This window comes from Actinoplanes sp. TBRC 11911, from assembly GCF_012933445.1.
In the GTDB taxonomy this organism is placed as follows: domain Bacteria; phylum Actinomycetota; class Actinomycetes; order Mycobacteriales; family Micromonosporaceae; genus Actinoplanes.
The window spans coordinates 26,651-46,131 of record NZ_JABBNC010000049.1; the positions used below are offsets into that span (position 1 = coordinate 26,651).

At 70.0% G+C, this 19,481-nt stretch carries 22 protein-coding genes; 10 read left to right on the plus strand and 12 right to left on the minus strand.

Annotation, left to right across the window (positions count from 1 at the left end; translation table 11 throughout):
• Positions 1 to 28: 28 nt before the first annotated feature.
• Positions 29 to 1,111, minus strand: coding sequence for an aldo/keto reductase (locus HH310_RS39925; protein ID WP_169180967.1), 1,083 nt, complete (start codon positions 1,109 to 1,111; stop codon positions 29 to 31).
• A gap of 97 nt (positions 1,112 to 1,208) precedes the next feature.
• Between HH310_RS39925 and HH310_RS39930 the strand changes: the two genes are divergently transcribed.
• The gene (locus HH310_RS39930; RefSeq protein WP_169180968.1) at positions 1,209 to 1,730 is read left to right on the plus strand and encodes a hypothetical protein; all 522 of its coding nucleotides are present in this window, start codon (positions 1,209 to 1,211) and stop codon (positions 1,728 to 1,730) included.
• A gap of 42 nt (positions 1,731 to 1,772) precedes the next feature.
• On the opposite strand, the gene HH310_RS39935 is transcribed toward HH310_RS39930, so the two are convergent.
• The 6 genes from HH310_RS39935 to HH310_RS39960 all read right to left on the minus strand — a co-directional run bounded on the left by HH310_RS39935 (position 1,773) and on the right by HH310_RS39960 (position 6,521).
• Positions 1,773 to 2,453: a trypsin-like serine protease gene (locus HH310_RS39935; protein WP_169180969.1), complete on the minus strand. Its 681-nt coding sequence runs from the start codon at positions 2,451 to 2,453 to the stop codon at positions 1,773 to 1,775.
• A 78-nt stretch (positions 2,454 to 2,531) separates the two neighbouring features.
• Positions 2,532 to 3,182: a 4'-phosphopantetheinyl transferase superfamily protein gene (locus HH310_RS39940; RefSeq protein ID WP_312034634.1), complete on the minus strand. Its 651-nt coding sequence runs from the start codon at positions 3,180 to 3,182 to the stop codon at positions 2,532 to 2,534.
• Between the two features lie 54 nt (positions 3,183 to 3,236).
• Positions 3,237 to 4,232, minus strand: coding sequence for a dihydroxyacetone kinase subunit DhaK (gene dhaK, locus HH310_RS39945; RefSeq protein ID WP_169180970.1), 996 nt, complete (start codon positions 4,230 to 4,232; stop codon positions 3,237 to 3,239).
• Entirely contained in the window at positions 4,229 to 4,864 is a 636-nt protein-coding gene (gene dhaL / locus HH310_RS39950; protein WP_211193234.1) for a dihydroxyacetone kinase subunit DhaL, read from the minus strand. The genes dhaK and dhaL overlap by 4 nt, the downstream gene beginning before the upstream one ends.
• A gap of 5 nt (positions 4,865 to 4,869) precedes the next feature.
• On the minus strand, positions 4,870 to 5,667 hold the full coding sequence (locus HH310_RS39955; protein ID WP_211193235.1) for an HAD-IA family hydrolase: 798 nt from the start codon (positions 5,665 to 5,667) through the stop codon (positions 4,870 to 4,872).
• Complete coding sequence (locus tag HH310_RS39960; protein WP_169180972.1) at positions 5,661 to 6,521, minus strand: class II fructose-bisphosphate aldolase; 861 nt, start codon at positions 6,519 to 6,521, stop codon at positions 5,661 to 5,663. Before HH310_RS39960 ends, HH310_RS39955 begins: the two co-directional genes overlap by 7 nt.
• Positions 6,522 to 6,718: 197 nt before the next feature.
• Between HH310_RS39960 and HH310_RS39965 the strand changes: the two genes are divergently transcribed.
• A complete protein-coding gene (locus HH310_RS39965) occupies positions 6,719 to 7,465 on the plus strand; it encodes an NAD(P)-binding domain-containing protein (protein WP_312034635.1) in 747 nt (248 codons plus the stop codon).
• Positions 7,466 to 7,468: 3 nt separating this feature from the next.
• Here HH310_RS39965 and HH310_RS39970 read toward each other — a convergent pair whose 3' ends face one another.
• The gene (locus HH310_RS39970; protein WP_169180973.1) at positions 7,469 to 8,290 is read right to left on the minus strand and encodes an arylamine N-acetyltransferase; all 822 of its coding nucleotides are present in this window, start codon (positions 8,288 to 8,290) and stop codon (positions 7,469 to 7,471) included.
• A gap of 60 nt (positions 8,291 to 8,350) precedes the next feature.
• Here HH310_RS39970 and HH310_RS45105 point away from each other — a divergent pair, with 60 nt between their 5' ends.
• The 4 genes from HH310_RS45105 (at position 8,351) to HH310_RS39990 (ending at position 11,252) form a co-directional block, all read left to right on the plus strand.
• On the plus strand, positions 8,351 to 9,334 hold the full coding sequence (locus HH310_RS45105) for a LuxR C-terminal-related transcriptional regulator (RefSeq protein WP_169180974.1): 984 nt from the start codon (positions 8,351 to 8,353) through the stop codon (positions 9,332 to 9,334).
• A gap of 99 nt (positions 9,335 to 9,433) precedes the next feature.
• Positions 9,434 to 10,276, plus strand: coding sequence for a nickel/cobalt transporter (locus tag HH310_RS39980; RefSeq protein ID WP_169180975.1), 843 nt, complete (start codon positions 9,434 to 9,436; stop codon positions 10,274 to 10,276).
• A gap of 24 nt (positions 10,277 to 10,300) precedes the next feature.
• Positions 10,301 to 10,777, plus strand: a complete 477-nt coding sequence (locus HH310_RS39985) for a nucleoside deaminase (RefSeq protein WP_169180976.1) — start codon at positions 10,301 to 10,303, stop codon at positions 10,775 to 10,777.
• Positions 10,778 to 10,793: 16 nt separating this feature from the next.
• Positions 10,794 to 11,252 (plus strand): hypothetical protein, encoded by a 459-nt coding sequence (locus tag HH310_RS39990; protein WP_169180977.1) that lies wholly within the window; start codon positions 10,794 to 10,796, stop codon positions 11,250 to 11,252.
• Here HH310_RS39990 and HH310_RS45660 read toward each other — a convergent pair.
• Positions 11,228 to 12,556 (minus strand): citryl-CoA lyase, encoded by a 1,329-nt coding sequence (locus HH310_RS45660; RefSeq protein WP_312034636.1) that lies wholly within the window; start codon positions 12,554 to 12,556, stop codon positions 11,228 to 11,230. The two genes, HH310_RS39990 and HH310_RS45660, sit on opposite strands and share 25 nt — an antisense overlap.
• 728 nt (positions 12,557 to 13,284) lie before the next feature.
• Here HH310_RS45660 and HH310_RS40000 point away from each other — a divergent pair.
• The 3 genes from HH310_RS40000 (at position 13,285) to HH310_RS40010 (ending at position 15,530) form a co-directional block, all read left to right on the plus strand.
• Entirely contained in the window at positions 13,285 to 13,905 is a 621-nt protein-coding gene (locus tag HH310_RS40000) for a 5'-nucleotidase C-terminal domain-containing protein (RefSeq protein ID WP_169180978.1), read from the plus strand.
• Between the two features lie 23 nt (positions 13,906 to 13,928).
• The gene (locus tag HH310_RS40005; RefSeq protein WP_169180979.1) at positions 13,929 to 14,879 is read left to right on the plus strand and encodes a metallophosphoesterase; all 951 of its coding nucleotides are present in this window, start codon (positions 13,929 to 13,931) and stop codon (positions 14,877 to 14,879) included.
• Between the two features lie 90 nt (positions 14,880 to 14,969).
• A complete protein-coding gene (locus tag HH310_RS40010) occupies positions 14,970 to 15,530 on the plus strand; it encodes a hypothetical protein (RefSeq protein ID WP_211193236.1) in 561 nt (186 codons plus the stop codon).
• Between the two features lie 38 nt (positions 15,531 to 15,568).
• Here HH310_RS40010 and HH310_RS40015 read toward each other — a convergent pair whose 3' ends face one another.
• Positions 15,569 to 16,549 (minus strand): hypothetical protein, encoded by a 981-nt coding sequence (locus tag HH310_RS40015; protein WP_169180980.1) that lies wholly within the window; start codon positions 16,547 to 16,549, stop codon positions 15,569 to 15,571.
• 69 nt (positions 16,550 to 16,618) lie between these two features.
• Here HH310_RS40015 and HH310_RS40020 point away from each other — a divergent pair, with 69 nt between their 5' ends.
• Positions 16,619 to 17,002: an MmcQ/YjbR family DNA-binding protein gene (locus HH310_RS40020; protein ID WP_312034639.1), complete on the plus strand. Its 384-nt coding sequence runs from the start codon at positions 16,619 to 16,621 to the stop codon at positions 17,000 to 17,002.
• On the opposite strand, the gene HH310_RS40025 is transcribed toward HH310_RS40020, so the two are convergent.
• Together HH310_RS40025 and HH310_RS40030 are read right to left on the minus strand one after the other, a co-directional pair.
• The gene (locus HH310_RS40025) at positions 16,999 to 18,276 is read right to left on the minus strand and encodes a glutamine synthetase family protein (protein ID WP_169180981.1); all 1,278 of its coding nucleotides are present in this window, start codon (positions 18,274 to 18,276) and stop codon (positions 16,999 to 17,001) included. The genes HH310_RS40020 and HH310_RS40025 overlap by 4 nt on opposite strands.
• 13 nt (positions 18,277 to 18,289) lie before the next feature.
• The gene (locus HH310_RS40030) at positions 18,290 to 19,336 is read right to left on the minus strand and encodes an amidohydrolase family protein (RefSeq protein ID WP_169180982.1); all 1,047 of its coding nucleotides are present in this window, start codon (positions 19,334 to 19,336) and stop codon (positions 18,290 to 18,292) included.
• Positions 19,337 to 19,481: the final 145 nt, after the last annotated feature.

The following is a 19,481-nucleotide window of genomic DNA, read 5'->3' on the forward strand; positions in this document are numbered from 1 at the left end:
GCCCACCGTCCGGGCCACCTGCCCGTTCTCAGTAGCGGACCGCGCTCGCCAGCAGCGGCGGGTAGACCGTGGACGACTCACCGTCCACGGTGGTGCCGGCGAACTGCAGCGTCGCCCGCAGCGGGCCGTTCATGTCCGACGGGTAGCCGAGCGCCGGCACCGACACCGCGTCGAGCGTGGCGAGCTGCTCGGGGGACAGGGTCACCTCGAGGGCGGCCAGGTTGTCCTTGAGGTGCTCAACCCGCCGGGCGCCGACCAACGGCACGACCTGGCCGTCGCGGGCGCGCAGCCAGGCCAGGGCCACGGCCGCGGAGGACGTGCCGATCTCGTCGGCGACGGTGGCGACCGCCTCGATCACCCGCCATTCGCGTTCGGTCGGCTCACCCACGATCGCGCCGCGGACCGTGTCGGCCGTGGTGGTGCCGCGACGGTACTTGCCGGACAGGAAACCGTTGCGCAGCGGGCTCCACGGCGTGATCGCCAGCCCCAACGCGCGTGCCAGCGGGGTGACCTCGGCCTCCACCGTGCGGGCCAGCAGCGAATACTCGACCTGCACGGCGATCAGCGGGGTCCAGCCGCGCAGCTCGGCCATGGTCTGCGCCCGCGCGATCACCCAGGCCGGCGTGTTCGAAAACCCTAAATAACGGATCTTCCCGGCCCGTACGAGATCGTCCAGCGTCCGCATGGTCTCGTCCAGCGGCGTGTTCCGGTCCCAGTTGTGCAGCCAGTAGACGTCCAGGTAGTCGGTGCGCATCCGGCGCAGTGTCTCGTGCAGTTGCGCGGTGATGGCACCCCGCCCGGCGCCGCCGCCGTTGGGGTCGCCCGGATACATGTTGAAGAAGAACTTGGACGACAGCACGACACGCTCGCGCCGGTGCGGGTGCGCCGCGAACCAGTCGCCGAGGATCTTCTCGGAATGCCCGTTGGTGTAGAAGTTCGCGGTGTCGATGAAGTTGCCGCCGAGCTCCAGATAGGTGCGCAGGATCTCCTGCGACTCGGCGACCGGGCTGCCGGCGCCGGGCGGGTCCTCGCCGAAGGTCATCGCGCCGAGCGCGAACGGGCTGACACGAAGTCCGGAGCGGCCGAGTGTTACGAAATGGTCAAGTGGCATGACTCAAGGAAACCGCGTTTGCCCAGGTCAGCGGTATACCGATCCGATCGTAAGGGTGCACAAAGCTCCCGGTGGGTCCCCTATGCTCGGCGCCGCAATGATCAACGGGGAGGAATATCAGATGAAGTACCGCTTGCGAACGACGGCGGCGCTCGCCGTGCTCGCCGTGACGGCGCTCGCCGCCTGCGACCCGGCAATCACGGAAAAGGGTCTCGCCGCACCGGCCCCGACGACCGCTTCGGCGGCCCCGACCACGGCCGCGCCGACCTCGCCGGCACCCACGACGCCCGCGGGGCCGACCTTCGAGGAGTCCTGCGCGGCGTACACGAAGGCCTTCATCGACGGCAGCAAGGGCATCACCGACGACTCGAACAAGGCCATCGAAGAGGGCTGGGGACTGTCCACACAGAACAAGAACATGCGTAAGCGGTTCGACACGATGGCGAAGAAGGTCTCCGCGGAGGCGGCCAAGGCCACCGACCCGAAGCTCAAGGCCGAGATGACCGCGGCGGCCAAGAAGATCGCGGCCGGCGCCAAGTCCAGCAAGCCGGGGTCGTTCCTGTCCGGCGACTTCCAGAAGCTCGCCACGAGCGTCGACAAGACCTGCGGCAACAACTGACGGCACGGGGCGCGGCGGTCGCACCACCGCGCCCCACGCTCGTCAGACGCCCGCGACCGAGGTGATCCAGGCCCGGTTGTAGGCGACGCTTCCGTAGTACTGGCGGCTGGTGCCGTCCGCGGTCGAGGCGACACCCACCTGGGCGCCGTTGTAGACCTGCGGGCCGCCCGAGTCGCCCCGCCAGGCGTTGCCGTTGACCGCGGTGCTGCCGATCGCCCGGCCCCCGTACGCGTCGGTCTGGTTGGTGGACGTGACCCGGACCGTGGCGGTCTTGAGCGTGGTGGACGCGCCGCAGCCGCTGTAGCAGGTCATGCCCCAGCCGTAGATGGAGTTCGTCGAGTTGACCGGCGGATACGCGCTGGACAGCGGCATGTAGGACGTGGTGACCGGGCTGTTCAGCCGCATCAGCGCCAGGTCGCTGCGCACCGAGGTGCTGGTGACCGTGCGGGTGACGCCGCCGGACGCGCGGTTCACGCTGCCGACGCGCACCGACATCGTGCCGCTGATGCAGTGCCGTGCGGTGAGCACGAAGCTGGCCGAGATGATGGTGCCGGAACAGGTGAAGCTGCCGTTGCTGAACACGGCGGCGGCCCACGGCGCGGACGACACCGTGCTGCCGCCGATGATGGGGTCGGGACCGGATGCCGCGTTGGCCGCGGCCGGGATCGCGAGGACACTTGCGAGGCCGGCCGCCAGGGAGGCGACGACGAGGCGGATACGCACTCCGTACTCCTTCCAGATTGACATCTGTCGAAGTACGGTAGCGGCTTGAATAGATGAGCGTCTAAGTTCAGTTGCTACCTATCGCGATGTGATGACCACGGTTGCGATGAGGCCGTCTTTTATCGCGAACCTGCCGTGGATTTCGAGTTCGGACTCCACGTGCAGATGCGCCCCGAACGTGCCGGCGTCCGGATCGATGGACAGGCTCGCCTCCTCGAAGCCCAGCCACCGCCCGGTCAGCGGGAACCACGCCTTGTAGATCGACTCCTTGGCGCTGAACAGCACGCGATCCCAGTGCACCTCCGGGCGCCGTGCGGCGAGCTCACCCAGCAGTTCGTCGTCACCCTCGGCAACCACCATGTCCCGTACGCCCGGGGGAAGGGTTTTATGGGGTTCCGCGTCGATGCCCAGACCGTGGATCGCGTCCGCGCGCGCCACCGCGGCCGCCCGATAGCCCTCGCAATGCGTGATGGCGCCCACCACACCCGCCGGCCACAGCGGCTCCCGGCGCGGGCCGGTGCGGATCGCGACCGGCGCGAACCCGAGCGTGGCCAGGGCCTCGCGGGCACAGCGCCGGGCCGTGACGAACTCGCGCCGCCGCCCGACGGTCGCCGTCGCCACCAGGTCCTCCTCGCCCGCGAAGACCGGCTCGTCCGGATCGTCGCCGAACGCCTCGGCCACCGCGACCGGCGCCGGCAGCAGGGCACGAAGAAGCCCGACCGGTAGCACCTCGTCCCTCCCTACTCCGCCAAGCAGGGGCGATGCTACCGGCCGGGCCGGCCCTCAGAAGACGCGGATCGCCGCCTCGGCGGGAGCGGTCAGCAGGCCTTCGATCTCGTCGTCGAGCCGGACCAGCGTCAGCGAGGCGCCGGCCATGTCGAGCGACGTGCAGTACTCGTTGACGTAGCTGCGGCCCACCGTGATGCCGCGGTCGGCCAGCCGCTGGTGCGCGCGCCGGTAGAGGATGTAGAGCTCGCTGACCGGCGTGCCGCCCAGCCCGTTGATCATCAAGGCGACCCGGTCGCCGCTGTTGTACGGCAGGTCGGTCACCACGGCGTCGAGCATGTCGTCGGCGATGTCGTCGGCCGCCTTCAACTGGCGGCGCTCCCGGCCCGGCTCGCCGTGGATGCCCACGCCGAACTCCATCTCGTCGGCGCCCAGCTCGAACAGCGTCGAGCCCTTGGCCGGCGGCGTGCACGCGGTCAGCGCCACGCCCATCGTCCGGGTGACGTCGTTGACCTTGTTGCCGATGCGCAGCAGCTCGTCCATGTCCGCGCCCTGCTCGGAGGCGGCGCCCACGGCCTTGATGACGAAGAAGTTGCCGGCCACCCCGCGGCGGCCCACCGTATACGTGGAGTCCTGCACGGCCACGTCGTCGTTCACGGTCAGGATCTCGGCCCGGATGCCCTCCGCCTCGGCCATCTCCTTGCCCATGTCGAACGCCATCCGGTCGCCGGTGTAGTTGTTCACCAGCAGCAGCACGCCCTTGTCGGACTTCAGCAGCTTCGCGGTCTCGTAGACGTAGTCCATCGGGGGCGCCGCGAACACGTCGCCCGGGCAGGCCGCGTCGAGCATGCCCTTGCCGACCACCATGACGTGCGCCGGTTCGTGCCCGGAGCCGGAGCCCTGCACGATCGACACCTTGTTCTGGTTCGGTGCGTCGGCACGCATGATGAGGTTGTAGGCGGGCACGTACTTCAGGGTGTCCGGGTTCGCCAGCGCGATTCCCTCGAGCATCTCCGGTACGTACTGCTTGGGATCGTTCACGAATTTCTTCACGACGCCGCTCCTTGTTTCTGCCAGGTCTCGCTGATCCGTTCCGTGATGACCGCGACCGCCATCGCGCCCGCGTCGACCGATCCACGGCTGCGTTCGCCCGTGTACGCCGCGCGGCCGCGCTTGGCCACCATCGAGCTGGTCGCGTCGGCCGCCTCCCGGGCCGCACCCGCCATCGCCCTGATCGCGTCCTCGGCACCGGCGCCGGCCTTCACCTCCTGCTCCAGCCGGTCGGTCATCGGCACGAGCGCGTCCAGCAGCGTCTTGTCGCCGACGTCGGACTGCCCGCGCGCCTTGATCCCGTCGATCGCCGCGCGCAACATCGCGACGACCTGTTCCCCGGACAACTCGGCGGCGTCCCCGCAGGCGGTCCCGGCCCGCAGGAAAGCCGTCCCCCAGATCGGCCCCGAGGTGCCGCCGATCCGGGAGCTGATCACCATCCCGCACCGCTTGAGGAAGGTGCCGGCGTCGCTGCGATCGATGCCGTCCCAGCCCTCCAGCAGCTTCTCGAAACCCCGGGCGAGCGAGTAGCCGAAGTCGCCGTCCCCGACGACCGAGTCCAGGTCGCCGAAGTATTTCTCGTTCTCGATCGCCGTGTCCGCGATCGACCGCACCACGAATTCCGTCTGTGCCACCGCGTTCATCGCTCGCCCTCCGGGGTCTCTGGCTTCCTTGCGGCACTCATGTCGTCGAGCTCGACGTTGTTCACGGGGTGGGCCGCGCTGCGGTTGGCGAGCACGCGGATCGGCGGCCGGTCCGGGTCGCCCAGCTCGTCGACGACGAGCATCGCCTCGCTGAAGTCCTCGTTCGCGGTGTAGCCGTTGACCGTCACCAGGCAGGCGAGACCGGCCCCGGCGGCGGCCAGCAGGCCGTTGCGGGAGTCCTCGACCACCAGGGTGTCCGGCTTGCTCAGGCCCAGCCGGTCGACGGTGAGCTGGTAGATCGCCGGGTCTGGTTTCTTGGCCGGGACCACGTCGCCGGCGAAGACCGGCACGTTCTTCGCGGCTTCGGTGCCCACAGCGGTCTCCAGCACGGCGCGCACCGACTCCTCCGCCGACGTGGAGGCGACCGCCACGCTCCAGCCCCGGTCGAGCGCGCCGGTGATCACCCGCCGGATGCCCGGCCGCGGCGGGACCCGGCCCTCGGCGACCAGCCGTTTGAAGGTGGCGGTCTTGGCGCGGTGCCAGGTGAGCAGCAGCTCCATCCGGGCCTCGTCGCTCGCCGGTATCTTCGCCTCGGCCACGAACGCCGGGTCGGCGAACAGGCTCGCCATCCGCTCCTTGCCGCCGCCGATCTTGAGCTTTTCGGCGTATTCGGACTCGCTCCAGCGTACCGGGAGTCCGAATTGCTCGAAGGTGGCGTTGAAGGCCGGCAGATGGCCGTGGCGCTCGGTGTCGGCCAGCACGCCGTCGCAGTCGAAAATCAGGTTCGTCACCATGCTCGCCCCGATGCGCCGAACAGTCGAATGTGTTGCCGCGCCATTTCCATGATGGCGGTTCGCTGATGCCGGAACAGCGACGGCGGGTCCCATTTGTTCTTCTGTTCGGTTTCCCGCAGGAACTCGAGGCTGGGTTTCAGGTACGCCTCTTTGAGCGCCGTGGAGATGTTGACTTTGGCGCAGCCGCGGGCGATGAGGTCGCGGAACTGGTCGTCGGACAGGCCGGTGCCGCCGTGCAGGGCCATCGGGATGCCGGTCGCCTCGACGAGGTCGGAGACGCGCTGCGCGTCCAGGACGGGGGCTTGCTTGTACTGTCCGTGAGCGTTGCCGATCGCCGGCGCGAAGCAGTCAACGCCCGAATTTTTCACGAAATCTATGGATATCTCCAGGCTCTGGATCTTGGAGGCTTCGTCGGAGCCGATGTCGTCCTCGACGCCCTGGATGCCCTCGATCTCGCCTTCGACGTGCGCGCCGGTCATCCGCGCCTCGGCCACGACCTCGGCGGTCTGCCGCAGGTTCTCGGCCACGTCCAGCTCGTGCGCGTCGAACAGCACCGAATTCCAGCCGCCGGCCAGGCAGTCCGAGATCACCGTACGGTCCGGGCAGTGGTCCAGATGCAGCGTGACCGGCACCGGGACGTCCGCCACCAGGGTGCGGAAGATGTCGTAGAGCTGCCGCCGCCCGTACTGCTTCACCGTCTTCACCGACGTCTGCAGGATGACCGGCGCGTTCTCCTCGACCGCGGCCGCCAGCACCGCCTCGATGGTGAGGTCGTTGATGATGTTGAAGGCGCCGACTCCGTAGCGCTCGGCCAGGGCGCGATCGAGGATGTCCTTCATCGGCACGACAGGCACCGGGGGCCTCCCTCCATCGGGTGTAGGCCCAGTGAAGTCGTGCCGGTCACTCCGGCGGTATGGGGGAAGTTCCCCATACGCCGCCGGCTGTGCGATTCCTGGGCGTGCCAAATCACCCCCGTCCGGCATGGCCGATTTTGATTGCGCGCGCAAGGGTTGGGTTATAGGGAGCTTTAGCGAAAAAAGGACCGCGTGCTGTGAGTAGTGACATCAAGACAATCGGGTTGATCGGCGCCGGGCATATCGGCGGGGTGCTCGCCGAACTGGCCGTCACCGCCGGATACAACGTCGTGCTGAGCAACTCGCGCGGGCCGGAGACGCTGACCGAAACCGTCGAAGCGCTCGGCCCGCACGCGTCGGCGGCCTCCGCGGCGTCCGCGGCCGAGTCCGGCGACCTGGTCGTCGTGTCGATCCCGTTCGTCGCGTACGAATCGGTGCCGGTCGAGCCGCTGGCCGGCAAGACCGTCATCGACACGAACAACTACTACCCGGCCCGCGACGGGGTCTTCCCGGCGATCGAGGACGGCTCCACCAGCGCGAGCAAGCTGCTGGCCGGGCACTTACCGGCGTCGCACGTGGTGAAGGCGTTCAACGGCATCCTGTTCTCACACCTGGCGAGCCTGGGTCGCCCGGCCGGCGCGCCGGGTCGCAGCGCCCTGCCGATCGCCGGCGACGACGCCGAGGCGAAGGCGCAGGTCACCGACTTCCTGCACCGGATCGGCTACGACGTGGTGGACGCCGGGCCGCTGGCCGAGGACTGGCGCTTCCGGCCGGCCACACCCGCGTACGGCATCCCGTTCGGCGGCGGCCGGCCGGACTTCTGGGCGGCCGACCCGCATCCGGCCGGCGCGGACGAGATCCGGCGGCGCCTGCAGGAGGCCGAGCCGGTCAGGGCGCTGGGTGGCGAGCTGCCGGACGACTACGACCCGGTGCGGCGCGACTGACGCTCAGGACTCATCGCGCGGCGGCGTCGGGGCGTACTGGAGCAAGGTTTTCAGCTCCAGGTCGGACAGGCGCAACCGGAACTCGTCGCGCAACGTGGTGCCCACCTCGTCGTCGGAGATCTGCCGGCGGGAGGTGGGCTCGCCCGGCCGCTCGACCGAGAACACCCGGCCGATCAGGCTGCGCACCCGCTCGGCGTCCTTGTGCATCACGATGATGCGGCGGGTGAACGGGGACCTGGGGGACTTCGCGGTGTGGAAGTTGGCGACCTCGATGTCCACCGGGTACTGCGGCTCCTCGGTGAACGTCTGGATCACGCCGGCGTCGAGGTCGCGCAGCCGCCACGCGCCGTCCGGGCCGGTCACCAGCTCGTACCGGTAGGCGCCCTGCCGATGCGGGCCGTCGGCACGCAGCCGCAGCGGAGCCAGCAGGCCGTTGCCGAAGCCGACGTCGGCCAGGAATTCGCCGTTCACGATCAGCACCATGTGCGAGCGGGGGCGCGGGGACTCCAGCGGATCGCCGGTGCGGGCGAGCAGGCGTACGACGGAAAAGCCGATCTTTTGCAGCACGGCGCCGAACAGGGTGTTGTGCTCGTAGCAGTAGCCGCCGCGCCGCTGGGTGACCAGTTTGTCCTGGACGTCGGACAGCGCCACCGAGATGCCACGGCCGAGCAGAATGTCGAGATTCTCGAAGGGGATCGCGGCGAGGTGTGCGGCGGACAGCGCGGTCAGGGTGGTGAGATCGGGCGCGAGCGGCCCCTCGTATCCGATGCGGGCCAGGTACGCGGGCAGGTCCAGCTCGTCGACGGGCCAGGCGGGTGGCGTCATCCATCAACGGTAAGCCCATTCACCTGGACGAACGCGTTGACCGGGGCCTAGGTTCGAGGGGTGCCGCCCCAGTTCCGGCTCGATGAAGCGGTCGCCGACGTGTACGGCGACCTGCGACTCGCGCCCGTCCTGCGGCGGCTGCTGCGGCACACCGGCCGGCTGACCGGGTCGAGCGCCGGCAGCGTGTCGCTCGTCGACGCGTCGCAGGGCATCTACATGAAGGCCGCGGAGTTCGGCGCGTCCTGCCGGCTCGGGCAGACGTTCCCGCTGGATGAGGGTGCCACCGGCCGCGCGTTCGACCGCCGGCGCCCGGTCGTCATCCCGGACTACGGGCGGCTGCCGGGCGGTCATCTCGCGGCCACCGATCCGGCCCGCCGGGGTCCCGCGGCGGCGATCCCGATCTGGTGGCGGGGCGACGTGATCGCGGTCAACGTGGCGTTCGCGGGCGGTTTCGCCGCGCGTGACGTCGACGACCTGGAGGCGCTGAGCCAGTCGGCGGCGGCCGCCATCATCCGGTCGAGCCGCCCGTCGCTGGCCGGCCGGCTCCGGTTCGCCGGAGCGCGGGTCACCGAGGCGGGCGTGGCGCGTCCGGTGTCGCCGCAGGTCGCGCGGGTGGCGGCGGGGCTGGTCGCGCGCCCGGGGTTGCGGGTCGCGATCGTCTACCGGCGGGAGGGTCTGCGGCTGCTGGTGCAGGACGAGAATTCGCGGCCGCTCGAAGGTGTGGACCCGCTCGGCATGGGGGCGGAGAGCTGGGAGGAATTGTCGCGCTTGGCGGGTGGGGAGCTTTCCGTCGAGCACGTACGCGGGTGGGGCATGCTCGTGCGTGCCGACCTGCCGTACGAGGAGGCGCCGTTCACGCCGCGCGAGGCCGAGGTGCTGGAGTTGTTACGGCAGGGCCTGACTTATCGGGAAATAGCGTCACAAATGGGGCTGTCGACCAAGACGGTGGAGAAGCACGTCGGCGCGATCATGCGGAAGACGGGAGCCTCCAACCGCACGGCCGCCGTGGTGACGGCCCTGGGCAAGGGATGGCTCCCGGCGTAGCGCGATACGCTTCCGGCCTCGTTCACATGCACGACCCTTGATGATCACCTGTGGCCGCGAGACTGGGCCGTTCGTCGTACCGGCATCTGGTGGTCTGAAATGATTGACGCGCTGTCCCTCACCGCTTCGTCGATGGCGGACCGGATGCAGGACCTCATCCACACGCCCGGGGTGCCGCCTCTGGCCTTCGTGTTCGCGTTCCTGGCCGGCGCCGGTCACGCCGTCGCCCCCGGCCACGGAAAGACGCTGGCCGCCGCGTATCTGGCCGGCTCGCGAGGGCGGGTGCGCGACGCCGCGTGGCTGGGCGGCTCGGTCGCGGCGATGCACACCGTCTCGGTGCTGGTGATCGGTGTCGCGTGGACGTTCTTCTCGCTCTCCCATTTCGTCCGGATGGAGCAGCTCACCACGTGGCTGCAGATCGCCGCGGGCGTGCTGGTCGTGGCGACCGGCGCCTGGATGCTGCGCCGCCACCTGCGCGGCGGGGACGGACACAGCCATTCCCATTCCCATTCCCATTCCCACTCCCACGAGCACGAGCAGGAGGACGAGCACAGCCACGGCCACACCGGCGGTCATGCGTCCGGCCACGACCATTCGCACGATCGGTCGAGGCGGCCCGGTCTGCTCCTGCTCGGCATCTCCGGCGGTCTCACGCCGTCGCCGGCCGCGTTCCTCGTGCTCGCCACCGGGCTGTTCCTCGGCCGCGGCGCGTTCGCGCTGCTGCTGGTCATCACGTTCGGCCTGGGCATGGCCGCCGTGCTGTTCACCGTCGGCCTTCTCGCCGTCGCCGGCAGCTCGCTGGTCACCCGCAGCACCCGCACCGGCAACGCGCTCCGTCTGGCCACCCGCGTGACCCCGGTCCTGGCCGCCGCCGGCGTCACCGTCTTCGGCGCGGGCCTGGTCGCCGTCGCGACGGTCCACCTCACCACGCTGACCTCCTGACACCGCGGCCGTAAGATCAACCGCATGAGCCCGATCGATGCCGCCGACGAGGGATACCTGGAACGTGCCGTCGTCCTGGCCTGGGAGGCCCGCGAACGCGGCGACCACCCGTTCGGCGCGCTGCTCGTCACCGCGGACGGCATGGTCCTGGAGGCGCGCAACAGCGTGCTCACCGAGGCCGACCCGACCGGCCACGCGGAGACCAATCTGGTCCGGCTGGCGGGCCGCCTGGACCTGGCGACCCTGACCGGCAGCAGCCTCTATACCAGCACCGAGCCGTGCGCCATGTGCGCCGGCGCCATCTACTGGTCCGGCATCGGCCGCGTCGTCTTCGCCCTCTCCGGCGAGGCCCTGGCCGCGATGGTCCCCGACGAGTCCGGCATTCCCCCGCTGCGCCTGACCTCCGGCGAGGTCTTCGCCAGGGGCGGCCGCCCGGTCACCCTCGACGGCCCGGCCGACCTCGCCAGCGCCACCGACGTACACCGCGATTTCTGGACCTGACGTGCGGCACCCGCCGATGATCTCGGTCCGCCACGCGATCCCGTCGCGCGGGTTCGATCTCCTTGCCGCTCTGGTGATCGGTGCGCTCGGCGCCGACTACCTCACGCTGGTCTGGCTGATGGTGCCCACGTTGCCGGTGCCGCCGGCCGGCATCGTCGGTATCTCGGTGCCCGTCATGATCGGCTTGTCGTTGGCCTGCCCGGTGGCTCGCGCGCGATTCGACCGGCTCGGCGTTTCGAGCCGGTCGGTCCTGGGCCGGCACCGGCGAGTCCTGTTCGCCGTCGCCGGCGCCACCTTCGCGGCATACCTGATTCTCGCCGTGGTCGGCGCGGCGGTTAAGTCCGAGCACGACAAACAGATCGGCGAGACGGCCGTCCTGTCGCTCGGCGCGTTGTTCCTGCTGACGGGTCTGGTCAGCCTCGCCGGCGCCGCGAAGGGCAAGACCCGTGATCAGCCGCCGTCGTGGCTGAGGTAGGTGGGGCGGATCGGGCACTTGTTGCGACGGCCCTGGCCCATCTCCTCCCAGGCGTGCGCGAGGATCCCGACGCTGCGGCTGAGCACGAACAACCCGCGGGCGAGCGGCGCCGCGAACCCCAGCTCGGCGTAGATGACCGCCGTCGCCCCGTCGATGTTCATCGGCACCGGCACGGACCGGCCCCGGTTCAGCGCGGCCTCGACCTCGCGGGCCGCGCGCACGTGCCAGCCCGCCACCACGCCCGCCGCGACCGCCTCGTCCACCAGCGCCAGCAACGGGTCGCGCCGCGGGTCCAGCGTGTGGAACCGATGCCCGAAGCCGGGCAGGTAGCGGACACCGCGCGCCCGCCACCAGGCGATCACCTCCGCGGCGCTGCCCTCCGCCACCACCTCGTCCAGCAGCTCGACGCACTGCTGCCCGGCGCCGCCGTGCGAGTTCACCCCGCTGGCCATCGCGTTGTTGAGGCCGACCCCGCAGGTGGCCGTCATCCGGGCGATCGCGATGGACGGCGCGTGCGGGCCGTGGTCGACCCCGGCCACCAGCGCCGCCTCCAGCAGCCGGGACTGATCGGCGTTGCCGCGTGCGCCGTCCGGGCGCGGCCGAATCGCCGGGCAGCCGCTCAGTTCGGAGCTCGACCCAAGGCCAGCTGTTCTGTCGATGGGGGTCCGCCGCCAGCCCCCGCCCGTGTCACTGGGTGGGGTCGAGTTAAGCAGCCGGGTACGACAACTCTTCCTGGTTGTCCACAGGCGCGAGGTGACGGCTCGGTCGTTAGTGGGCATCCGCCGGGCCGCGTTCGCTGCGCGGGCTTGGGCTCGCTGCGCGGCTTGTGGGTTCGTTGCGTGCCGAGATTGCGGCGTGGCTTGCAGTTTCGTTGCGTGGTTTCGGGTTCGCGGCGTGCTCGCCGGGATCGCGGCGGGGGGCCGGGTTTGTAGCGTGGGCTTCGAGTTTGCAGTGGGTCGGCCGGGATCGCGGCGGGGGGCCGGGTTTGTAGCGTGGGCTTCGAGTTTGCAGTGGGTCGGCCGGTATCGCGGCGGGGGGCCGGGTTTGTAGCGTGGGCTTCGAGTTCGCAGCGCGGCGGCCGCGATCGCAGTGGGTGGGGGAGGCGCCATGCTCCCAGCAGCCACCATACCGGCCTGATCAACGGGTGCCCGCCACCGTCCGTTGCTCATAATGTGGGACGTGGGTCCGCTGTGCGGGATTGGCGTCCACATCGTGGCTGCAGGTCCGCGATGTGGGATTGATGTCCACTGTAGAGTTCCATTCGTTGTTGCTTGCGGCTTTTGTCCACTGGCTTTTCTCGGCATTTCGTGGACCTTGGAGAGTTATGGCTCGTATATGGGCGTAGGTCTCCAAGGTCTCGGGAAAGTCCAGGATGTGGTTGGGATCGCCACATAGTGGGATCCGTGATGACGCTACGGCCAACGGGGACTGGTTGCCGCCGCGTCAGACGGTGATGGGTGTGTTGGTGTTCGGCGGCGAGGCCCCGGTAGGTCGGCGCCACCTTGTGGCCATGCGCGACCGGGCTGCCGGAGCTAGATCGGTGCGGCGTCGGGATCCGGTTGTGGGCTCGCCCCGGGCTGCCGAGCTCCGGACGGTGCGGCGTCGGGATCCGGTTGTGGGCTCACCCCGGGCTGCCGAGCTCCGGACGGTGCGGCGTCGGGGTCCGGTCGTGGGCTCGCCCCGGGCTGCCGAACTCCGGCCGGCGCGGCGTCGGGGTCCGCTGCGGCAAACTCCGGAACGTCTGTGACGCCGCGCCGGTTCCGGGCCCTGGTTGCTCCCGCGCGGGTGCCGGGCGTGGTGCGGGGCGGGATCGTTGCGCTCGTGGGCGGCAGGGGGCGGGGTGGTGGCGTACGGCGGAGGGATTGATGGGGTTTAGCCGCGTATGTGTATGGCACGGCGTGTTCATCGGGCGCTCTCCTTTGTGATCTTGGGGATTTCCTGGGGGCTGCTGGGGTGGGGGCGAGCGTCGGGGGAAGCCCGGCGTCTGGCCCTGAGAGGGGGCATCGTGGCGGTAGCTCATCTGGATCGGACCGTGACGGAGACGGTTGTCGGGGTGCTGGCGGGGCCGTTGACGCGGCGGCCGAACCGGGCCGGGGAGTCGGTGCTCGGGGACGTGGTCGCTGACGCGCTGCAGACGGGGGCCAAGCCGTTCGACCTGAACGTGGCGGCGCTCGTCGACCCGAGCGACCTGCGCGCCGACCTGGACGGCAAGCACGGCGCGACGCTGGTGAAGCTGACGGTCGGGGAGGCGTTGAAGGCGCTGCCGCTCGCGGTGGGGTCGAGCGTCGTCCGGCTTACCGGGGATCAGCTGCACCAGGCGCTGGAGGCGCAGTTCGCGAAGCACGGGACCGTGATGCAGGTGTCGAGCCAGCTGGCCTACGCGTGGTCGGGCAAGACCGTCGACCCGGCAAGCATCACGATCGGCGGCAAGGTGGTCGACCCGGCGGCCGGCTATGTGATCGCGGTTAGTGACGGGCTGCGGGCGGGGCACAAGGGCGGCAACCCGGTCATCGCGGCCGCCCCGCTCATCACCAAGGGCGTCACCGGGGTCGGCGGTGCGCACCCGGGGCCGCTGTTCGACAACCTGGCCGCCTATCTGTCGACGCGCAATCCGCTTGCCGTGCCCGCCCTGAGCCGCATCACCCGCGCTTGAGTTCCCGGAAGGACCCGCATCCCATGACCCCAGTCAGTCGGCGCACCCTCATCGCGGGCGGCGGTGCCGCGCTCGCGGCCACCGCGTTCGGACCGTCCGCTCCGGCGCTCGCGTCCCGCTCGCGCCGGAAGCTACGCCTGCACGTGCTCTCCGACGTCCACATCAGCGACGTCTATCCGGTCACCATGTCGGACATGCGGGACTCGCTGGCCGACCTCGACGACGCGGCCCCGGACGCGGACGCGCTCGTCATCGTCGGTGACCTGACCGAGCTCGGGCAGCAGCAGGACTACCCGCTGTTCGACCTGACGCTCAAGACCAGCGTGCACCCGCCCCGGCACTACCTGGCGATCGGCAACCATGAATACCACGCGAACGAGCCGGTCGACACGATGCGGCAGCGCTTCCTGGACTACGTGAAGCGCGACAGCGTGTACTTCGCGACCAGCCTGGCAGGCATCCCGTTCATCTTCCTGGGCTCCGAGGGCGTGCCGGCGGGGGAGACCAGCGGTGGCACGGTGACGGCGTTGCTCAGCGACACGCAGATGGACTGGTTCGAGCGTGAGCTCGCCGCGGTGGCCCGCCACGACCGGCCCACGTTGGTCTTCCTGCACCAGCCACCGGAGATCTCCACGCAGCACGACCGCCTCGTACGGATCCTGGCGGGCGCGCCCAACGTGGTCTTCTTCTACGGGCACCTGCACCAGGATCTGAACTGGTTCCACGATGGTCCGGACCAGACCCTGCTGGGCAACGCGGAAGGGTATTGGCGTGCGCAGGTGCCCGCGACCACGTACATCAATCAGAAGGTGCGCAACGCCAACGGCACTGTGACGACGGTCTTCCAGGCCGACTGGAAGCAGGGGCTGGTGGTCGACGTCCTTGACGACGCGGTGCTGATCCGCGGCCGGGACACGTTCCAGCACCGGTGGATCGAGACGTTCCAGGTGGCCATCCCGGTGCCCAAGCGCTGACGGGGCGGGCGGTCGAGGTCCCGTCACCCGAGCGGGTGAGCAGGGCGGATTACGGCCCGGGGCCTCGACACCCGCAGCAAGATCTCCCGTATGGTCATCGCGCGCGTACGCCGGTCCCGGAACCTCCGCGCGGCACTGGCGGTCGCCTGCGCCCTGGCAACCGCCGGCGCCGCACCCGACGCCGCCCGCGCCCGAACCCCGGACTCCGCTCGCCTCACCCGCCCGCAGCGCAACGTGCTCCTGGACGCGACCCGCCGCTTCCGCGACGTCAAGCAGGCGATCGACGCCGGCTACCTGCCCACCAAGGACTGCGTGCCGGGCATGGGCTTCCACTACACGAAACCCGTGCTGGCCGGTGACACGAACATCGACCCGACCCTGCCCGAGGTGCTGGTCTACACCCCGGCCGCATACGGCACGGTGCGCCTGGCCGCCTTGGAATACTTCCGAGCCGACGCCGACCAGAACCTCAAGACCGACGAGGACCGGCCCACGCTGTTCGGCCAGCCCTTCAACGGGCCGATGGCCGGCCACCCGCTGCCGCCCGGCCAGCCACCCATGCCGATCCACTACGACCTGCACGTGTGGCTCTACCAGACCAACCCCAGCGGCGAGCTCGCCACCGACAACCCCGAGGTCGACTGCCGTTGATCTCGCCCGCCCGAGGCGGCGGTTGCGGCGCGGAAAGGTCACAGGGGCGACGCCTTGACCAGGGGGCGGTAGGCGTCGACGGCGCCGGGCTTCTGATCCAGGCCCAGGTCGTGGTCGTCACCGTCCAGCGCGCACCACCATTTGACGAAGCGGGCCGCCGGCATCCCGGCGTACGAGGCGTCGATCGAAGCCGGGTTCGCCGCGGCCGCCGTCACCTGGCGGACCCACGCGACGAAGTGCCTGCCGTCGCGATCCCAGGAGTGCGACTGGACCGCGCTGCCGATCTCGCCGATCGCCCAGGGCAGACCGAACTCGTTCCACGCGTCCCGGGCGTACTTGAAGAAATCGTCCGGCGTGGAGTAATGCGTCTGGGTCGGCGCGACCCCCGGGAACGTATACGTGTCCCAGGACAGGAAGTCGGCCGGGTCGTCCTGTTCGACGTATTCGTGCCAGTCGGCTCGCCTGCTGTTGTACCGCTGCCAATACCACATCAAATTCTTCTCCAGCGTCACCCGCGAATGCGCCGGATGCCGGTCGATGATGTGCCGGTACGCGCGGTAGGTCTCGCGATAGACGGGCGGTGCGGCTCGCGGGTTGTGCCACTCGGGCTGCGCCTCATGGAAGTAGATGACCGATGCCCGCAGCCCTTTCGCGTCGACGACGTCGAGGAACTGGCGTAACCGGGCGTCGTCGCGTTCCCGGTGCGAAATGGTGATCAGTTCTTCGGGATGCTCGCGGATGGCCCACGCCAGCAGCCGGCCCACCATGCCGGGTTCGCCGGGCAGCGACAGTTTCCCGGGGCTGAACAACCGAATGCCGATCGGGGCGCCGTATCGGGCGCGCTGCACCTCGTACAGGCGAACGAAATTCTGCCACGTGTCGGGCTCGGCGGGACCCTGGGTCGCGGCGATGACCCCGAATCGGGTCGGTGACGCGACGGCGGGCGCGGTAGCGGCCGGAAACGGCGAAAGCGCGACGCCGGCCAGTAACATGCTGGTCAGCCGACGGGGATATGCCATGAACCACTTCTAACATGTCGCCGTGCCGGCCGGACGGGGACGGCCGAACACCACTGAATGGGGGTCCGCGTGGCTCATCCGCGAATGTTCGACGAGGCCGATCCGGTGCTGGCGCGGGTGCGGGAACTCGCGCTGTCCTTTCCCGACGCTCGCGAAAAGGTCTCCCATGGCCGTCCCGCGTTCTTCACGACGAAAGTCTTCGCGTACTACGGCGGCTCGGTGAAGGTTGACGGCGACCACGAACAGCACGGCCATGCGGTACTGGTGCTGGTCGATCCCGGCGAACGCGAGGCATTGCTGGACAGATGCTTCATCCCGGCCTATCTGGGGCCGTCCGGCTGGATCGGCATGGACCTGACCGACGACACCGACTGGGCCGAGATCGGCGAGCTCCTCGACGCCAGCTACCGCCGTACGGCCGGCCCGCGCCGGGTCGCCCTGCTCGACGACTAATAGACCCAGCGCAACGCCGCCGCCACGTCCTCGGGCTTGGTGTCGCGGAAGCGCTCGGCCTCGGCCCGGCGCACCGCCACGATCGCGTCGAACAGCACCTGCCCGAACGCCGCCCGCAACACACCGTCGGCCGCGAACGCGTCGGTCGCCTCGTCCAGCGACGTCGGCAGGCGCGGCGCCCCGGGCAGCAGCGCCGGGTCCCCGGTGACCGGCTCCGGCAGCGACAGCCCGCGCTCGACGCCGTCCAGCGCGGCCGCGATCAGGGCACCCACCAGCAGGTACGGGTTGGCGGCCAGGTCCACACATTTGACCTCGAGGTTCGACGCCCCGGGAAGACCGGCCGTCCCGGGCACGAACCGCAACGCCGTCTCGCGAGTCTGCACACCCCAGCACGCGTACGCCCCGGCCCAGCGCGACGGCACCAGCCGCAGATAGCTGGCCGGCGTGGGTGCCCCGACCGCCAGCAGAGCCGGTAGGTGCGCGAGGATCCCGGCCGCCGCCGACCCGGGCACCCCGGCCGGGAACTCGCCGAACAGGTTGTCGCCGTCCCGCCACGCCGACAGATGGACATGGCCGCCGTTGCCGACCCGGCCGGCGACCACCGCCGGGGCGAACGAGGGCCGCAACCCGTAGCGGTGCGAGACCGCCCGGATCGTCTGCCGCACCAGCACACTGTCGTCGGCCGCACGGACCGGATCGGCCGCCGCGACCGACACCTCGAACTGCCCGTCGGCGTACTCGGGATGGATCTGCTCCACCCGCAGCCCCTGATCCTCGCAGGCGGCCAGCACGTCGCGGACGTAGTCGCTGAGCTCGACCAGCCGGGTCATCCCGTACGCGGGCCCGCGGCAGGCGGCCACGAACTCGGCGGAATCGGCACCGACGGCCCACTCCACCTCGATCGCCATCCGGAATTCGAGCGGCGCGGCCAGCGCCACCATCCGCCGGGCGAAACCGCGCTGGTCGGCCACCCACGGCGACCCGTCCTCGGTGAACCGGTCGGCCGGCGTCCACGCCCAGCCCGGCTGAGCGGCCAGCACCACGACACGGTCCATGTCGGGACGCAGCCGCAGATCACCGTCCGGGCTGCCGAGCCGGTCGGTGGTGGCGATGGAATCGTTCGCCAGGAACGTGTCGAACACCGGTGACATGCCGACACCCCAGCGCACGGCGTCGTCGAGACGGGACAGCGGAACCGCCTTGACGCGGTTTATCCCGGCCGTGTCCACGTACGAAAGAATGACGCCGCGGACCCCGCGCTCCCGCAATTGCATGGCCACCGTCCTTTCATAGCCGGTAGACGCGCCGCGCGTTCCCCGATCCCACCATCTCGGCCACCCGCGTGACGTCGCCGGCGGACCACCACTCCCCGGTCACCTCGGTAAAGGCCCGGCGGAACAGAACGGCGCCGAGGTGGTGCAGTTCGGCCAGCCCGTACGCGTCGGAGGAGTACAGCAATTTGTGGAACGGCGTCAGTTCGAGCGACTCGGCGAGCACCGCGGCAGCGCGCGCACCCACGTGATTGACGGCCAGCCCGACATCGACATAGACGTGCGGGAACGCCTGTGCCAAGTATCCCGCGTGCCGGTGGAACGGATAACAGTGCAGCAGCATGACACTGATGTCGCGGTCCCGGGTCGCGCGCAGGAAATCGGTCAGCAGCAGCGGATCGCAGCGCGCCAGATCGAGGTCCGGGTCGCCGAAACCGGTGTGGAACTGCAGCGGCAGCCCGCGGTCCACCCCGGCCCAGATCAGATGGCGCAGCAGCACCGGATCGTCCAGCCGGCCCTGCCCGCCGCGCAGCCACCGCCCGGCCGCCATCGTCACCGAACGCCGGGACGGCGGCGCGGCCTCGAAATCCAGACCGTATCGGTAGGCGACGATCGACTTGACCCCGGCCGCATCGACCGTGGCGAGTTCCAGAGCTTTCCCGTACGCCTCGGCGAACCCGGCCGCCGTGACCCCCGACAACGAGTCCGCCACCGATTCGAGGCGCACGATCTCGCGTACCGGGGAATCGGCCGGCGCCGCCAGACGCGGCCCGAACCCGGAATCGACGAGAAACACGTCCACGTCCGCGGCCCGTAACAGCCGCGCGTTCACCTCGGTCGATCCCAGTTCCCGGCGGCGGGCCAGATAGTCCTCGGGCGACGCGTCGGCGCTCAGCTCGAGCACCGGCGCGCACCACCGCCGGATCGCGAACCCCAGCTGCGAGTCGAACATCGAACACCCGGGCGGCGGCGGCCGGTCCGACTCCGTCGCGAGCGCCTCGAAGCCGGCCCGGTCCAGGTCGCCGTTCACCGCGCCGTGACAGTGGTGGTCGATGAGACGCACCCGCACAGCGTTGCACAATCGGGACGTTATGCATCCCCCTCAAATCCGAAAAATCGGATTTGTTAAAGCGGCACCGACCGTAACCTCGCGCACGCGGAAAGATCGACACGGGTAGTACTTCTGCCGCAGTGGCACCATTCCTGGG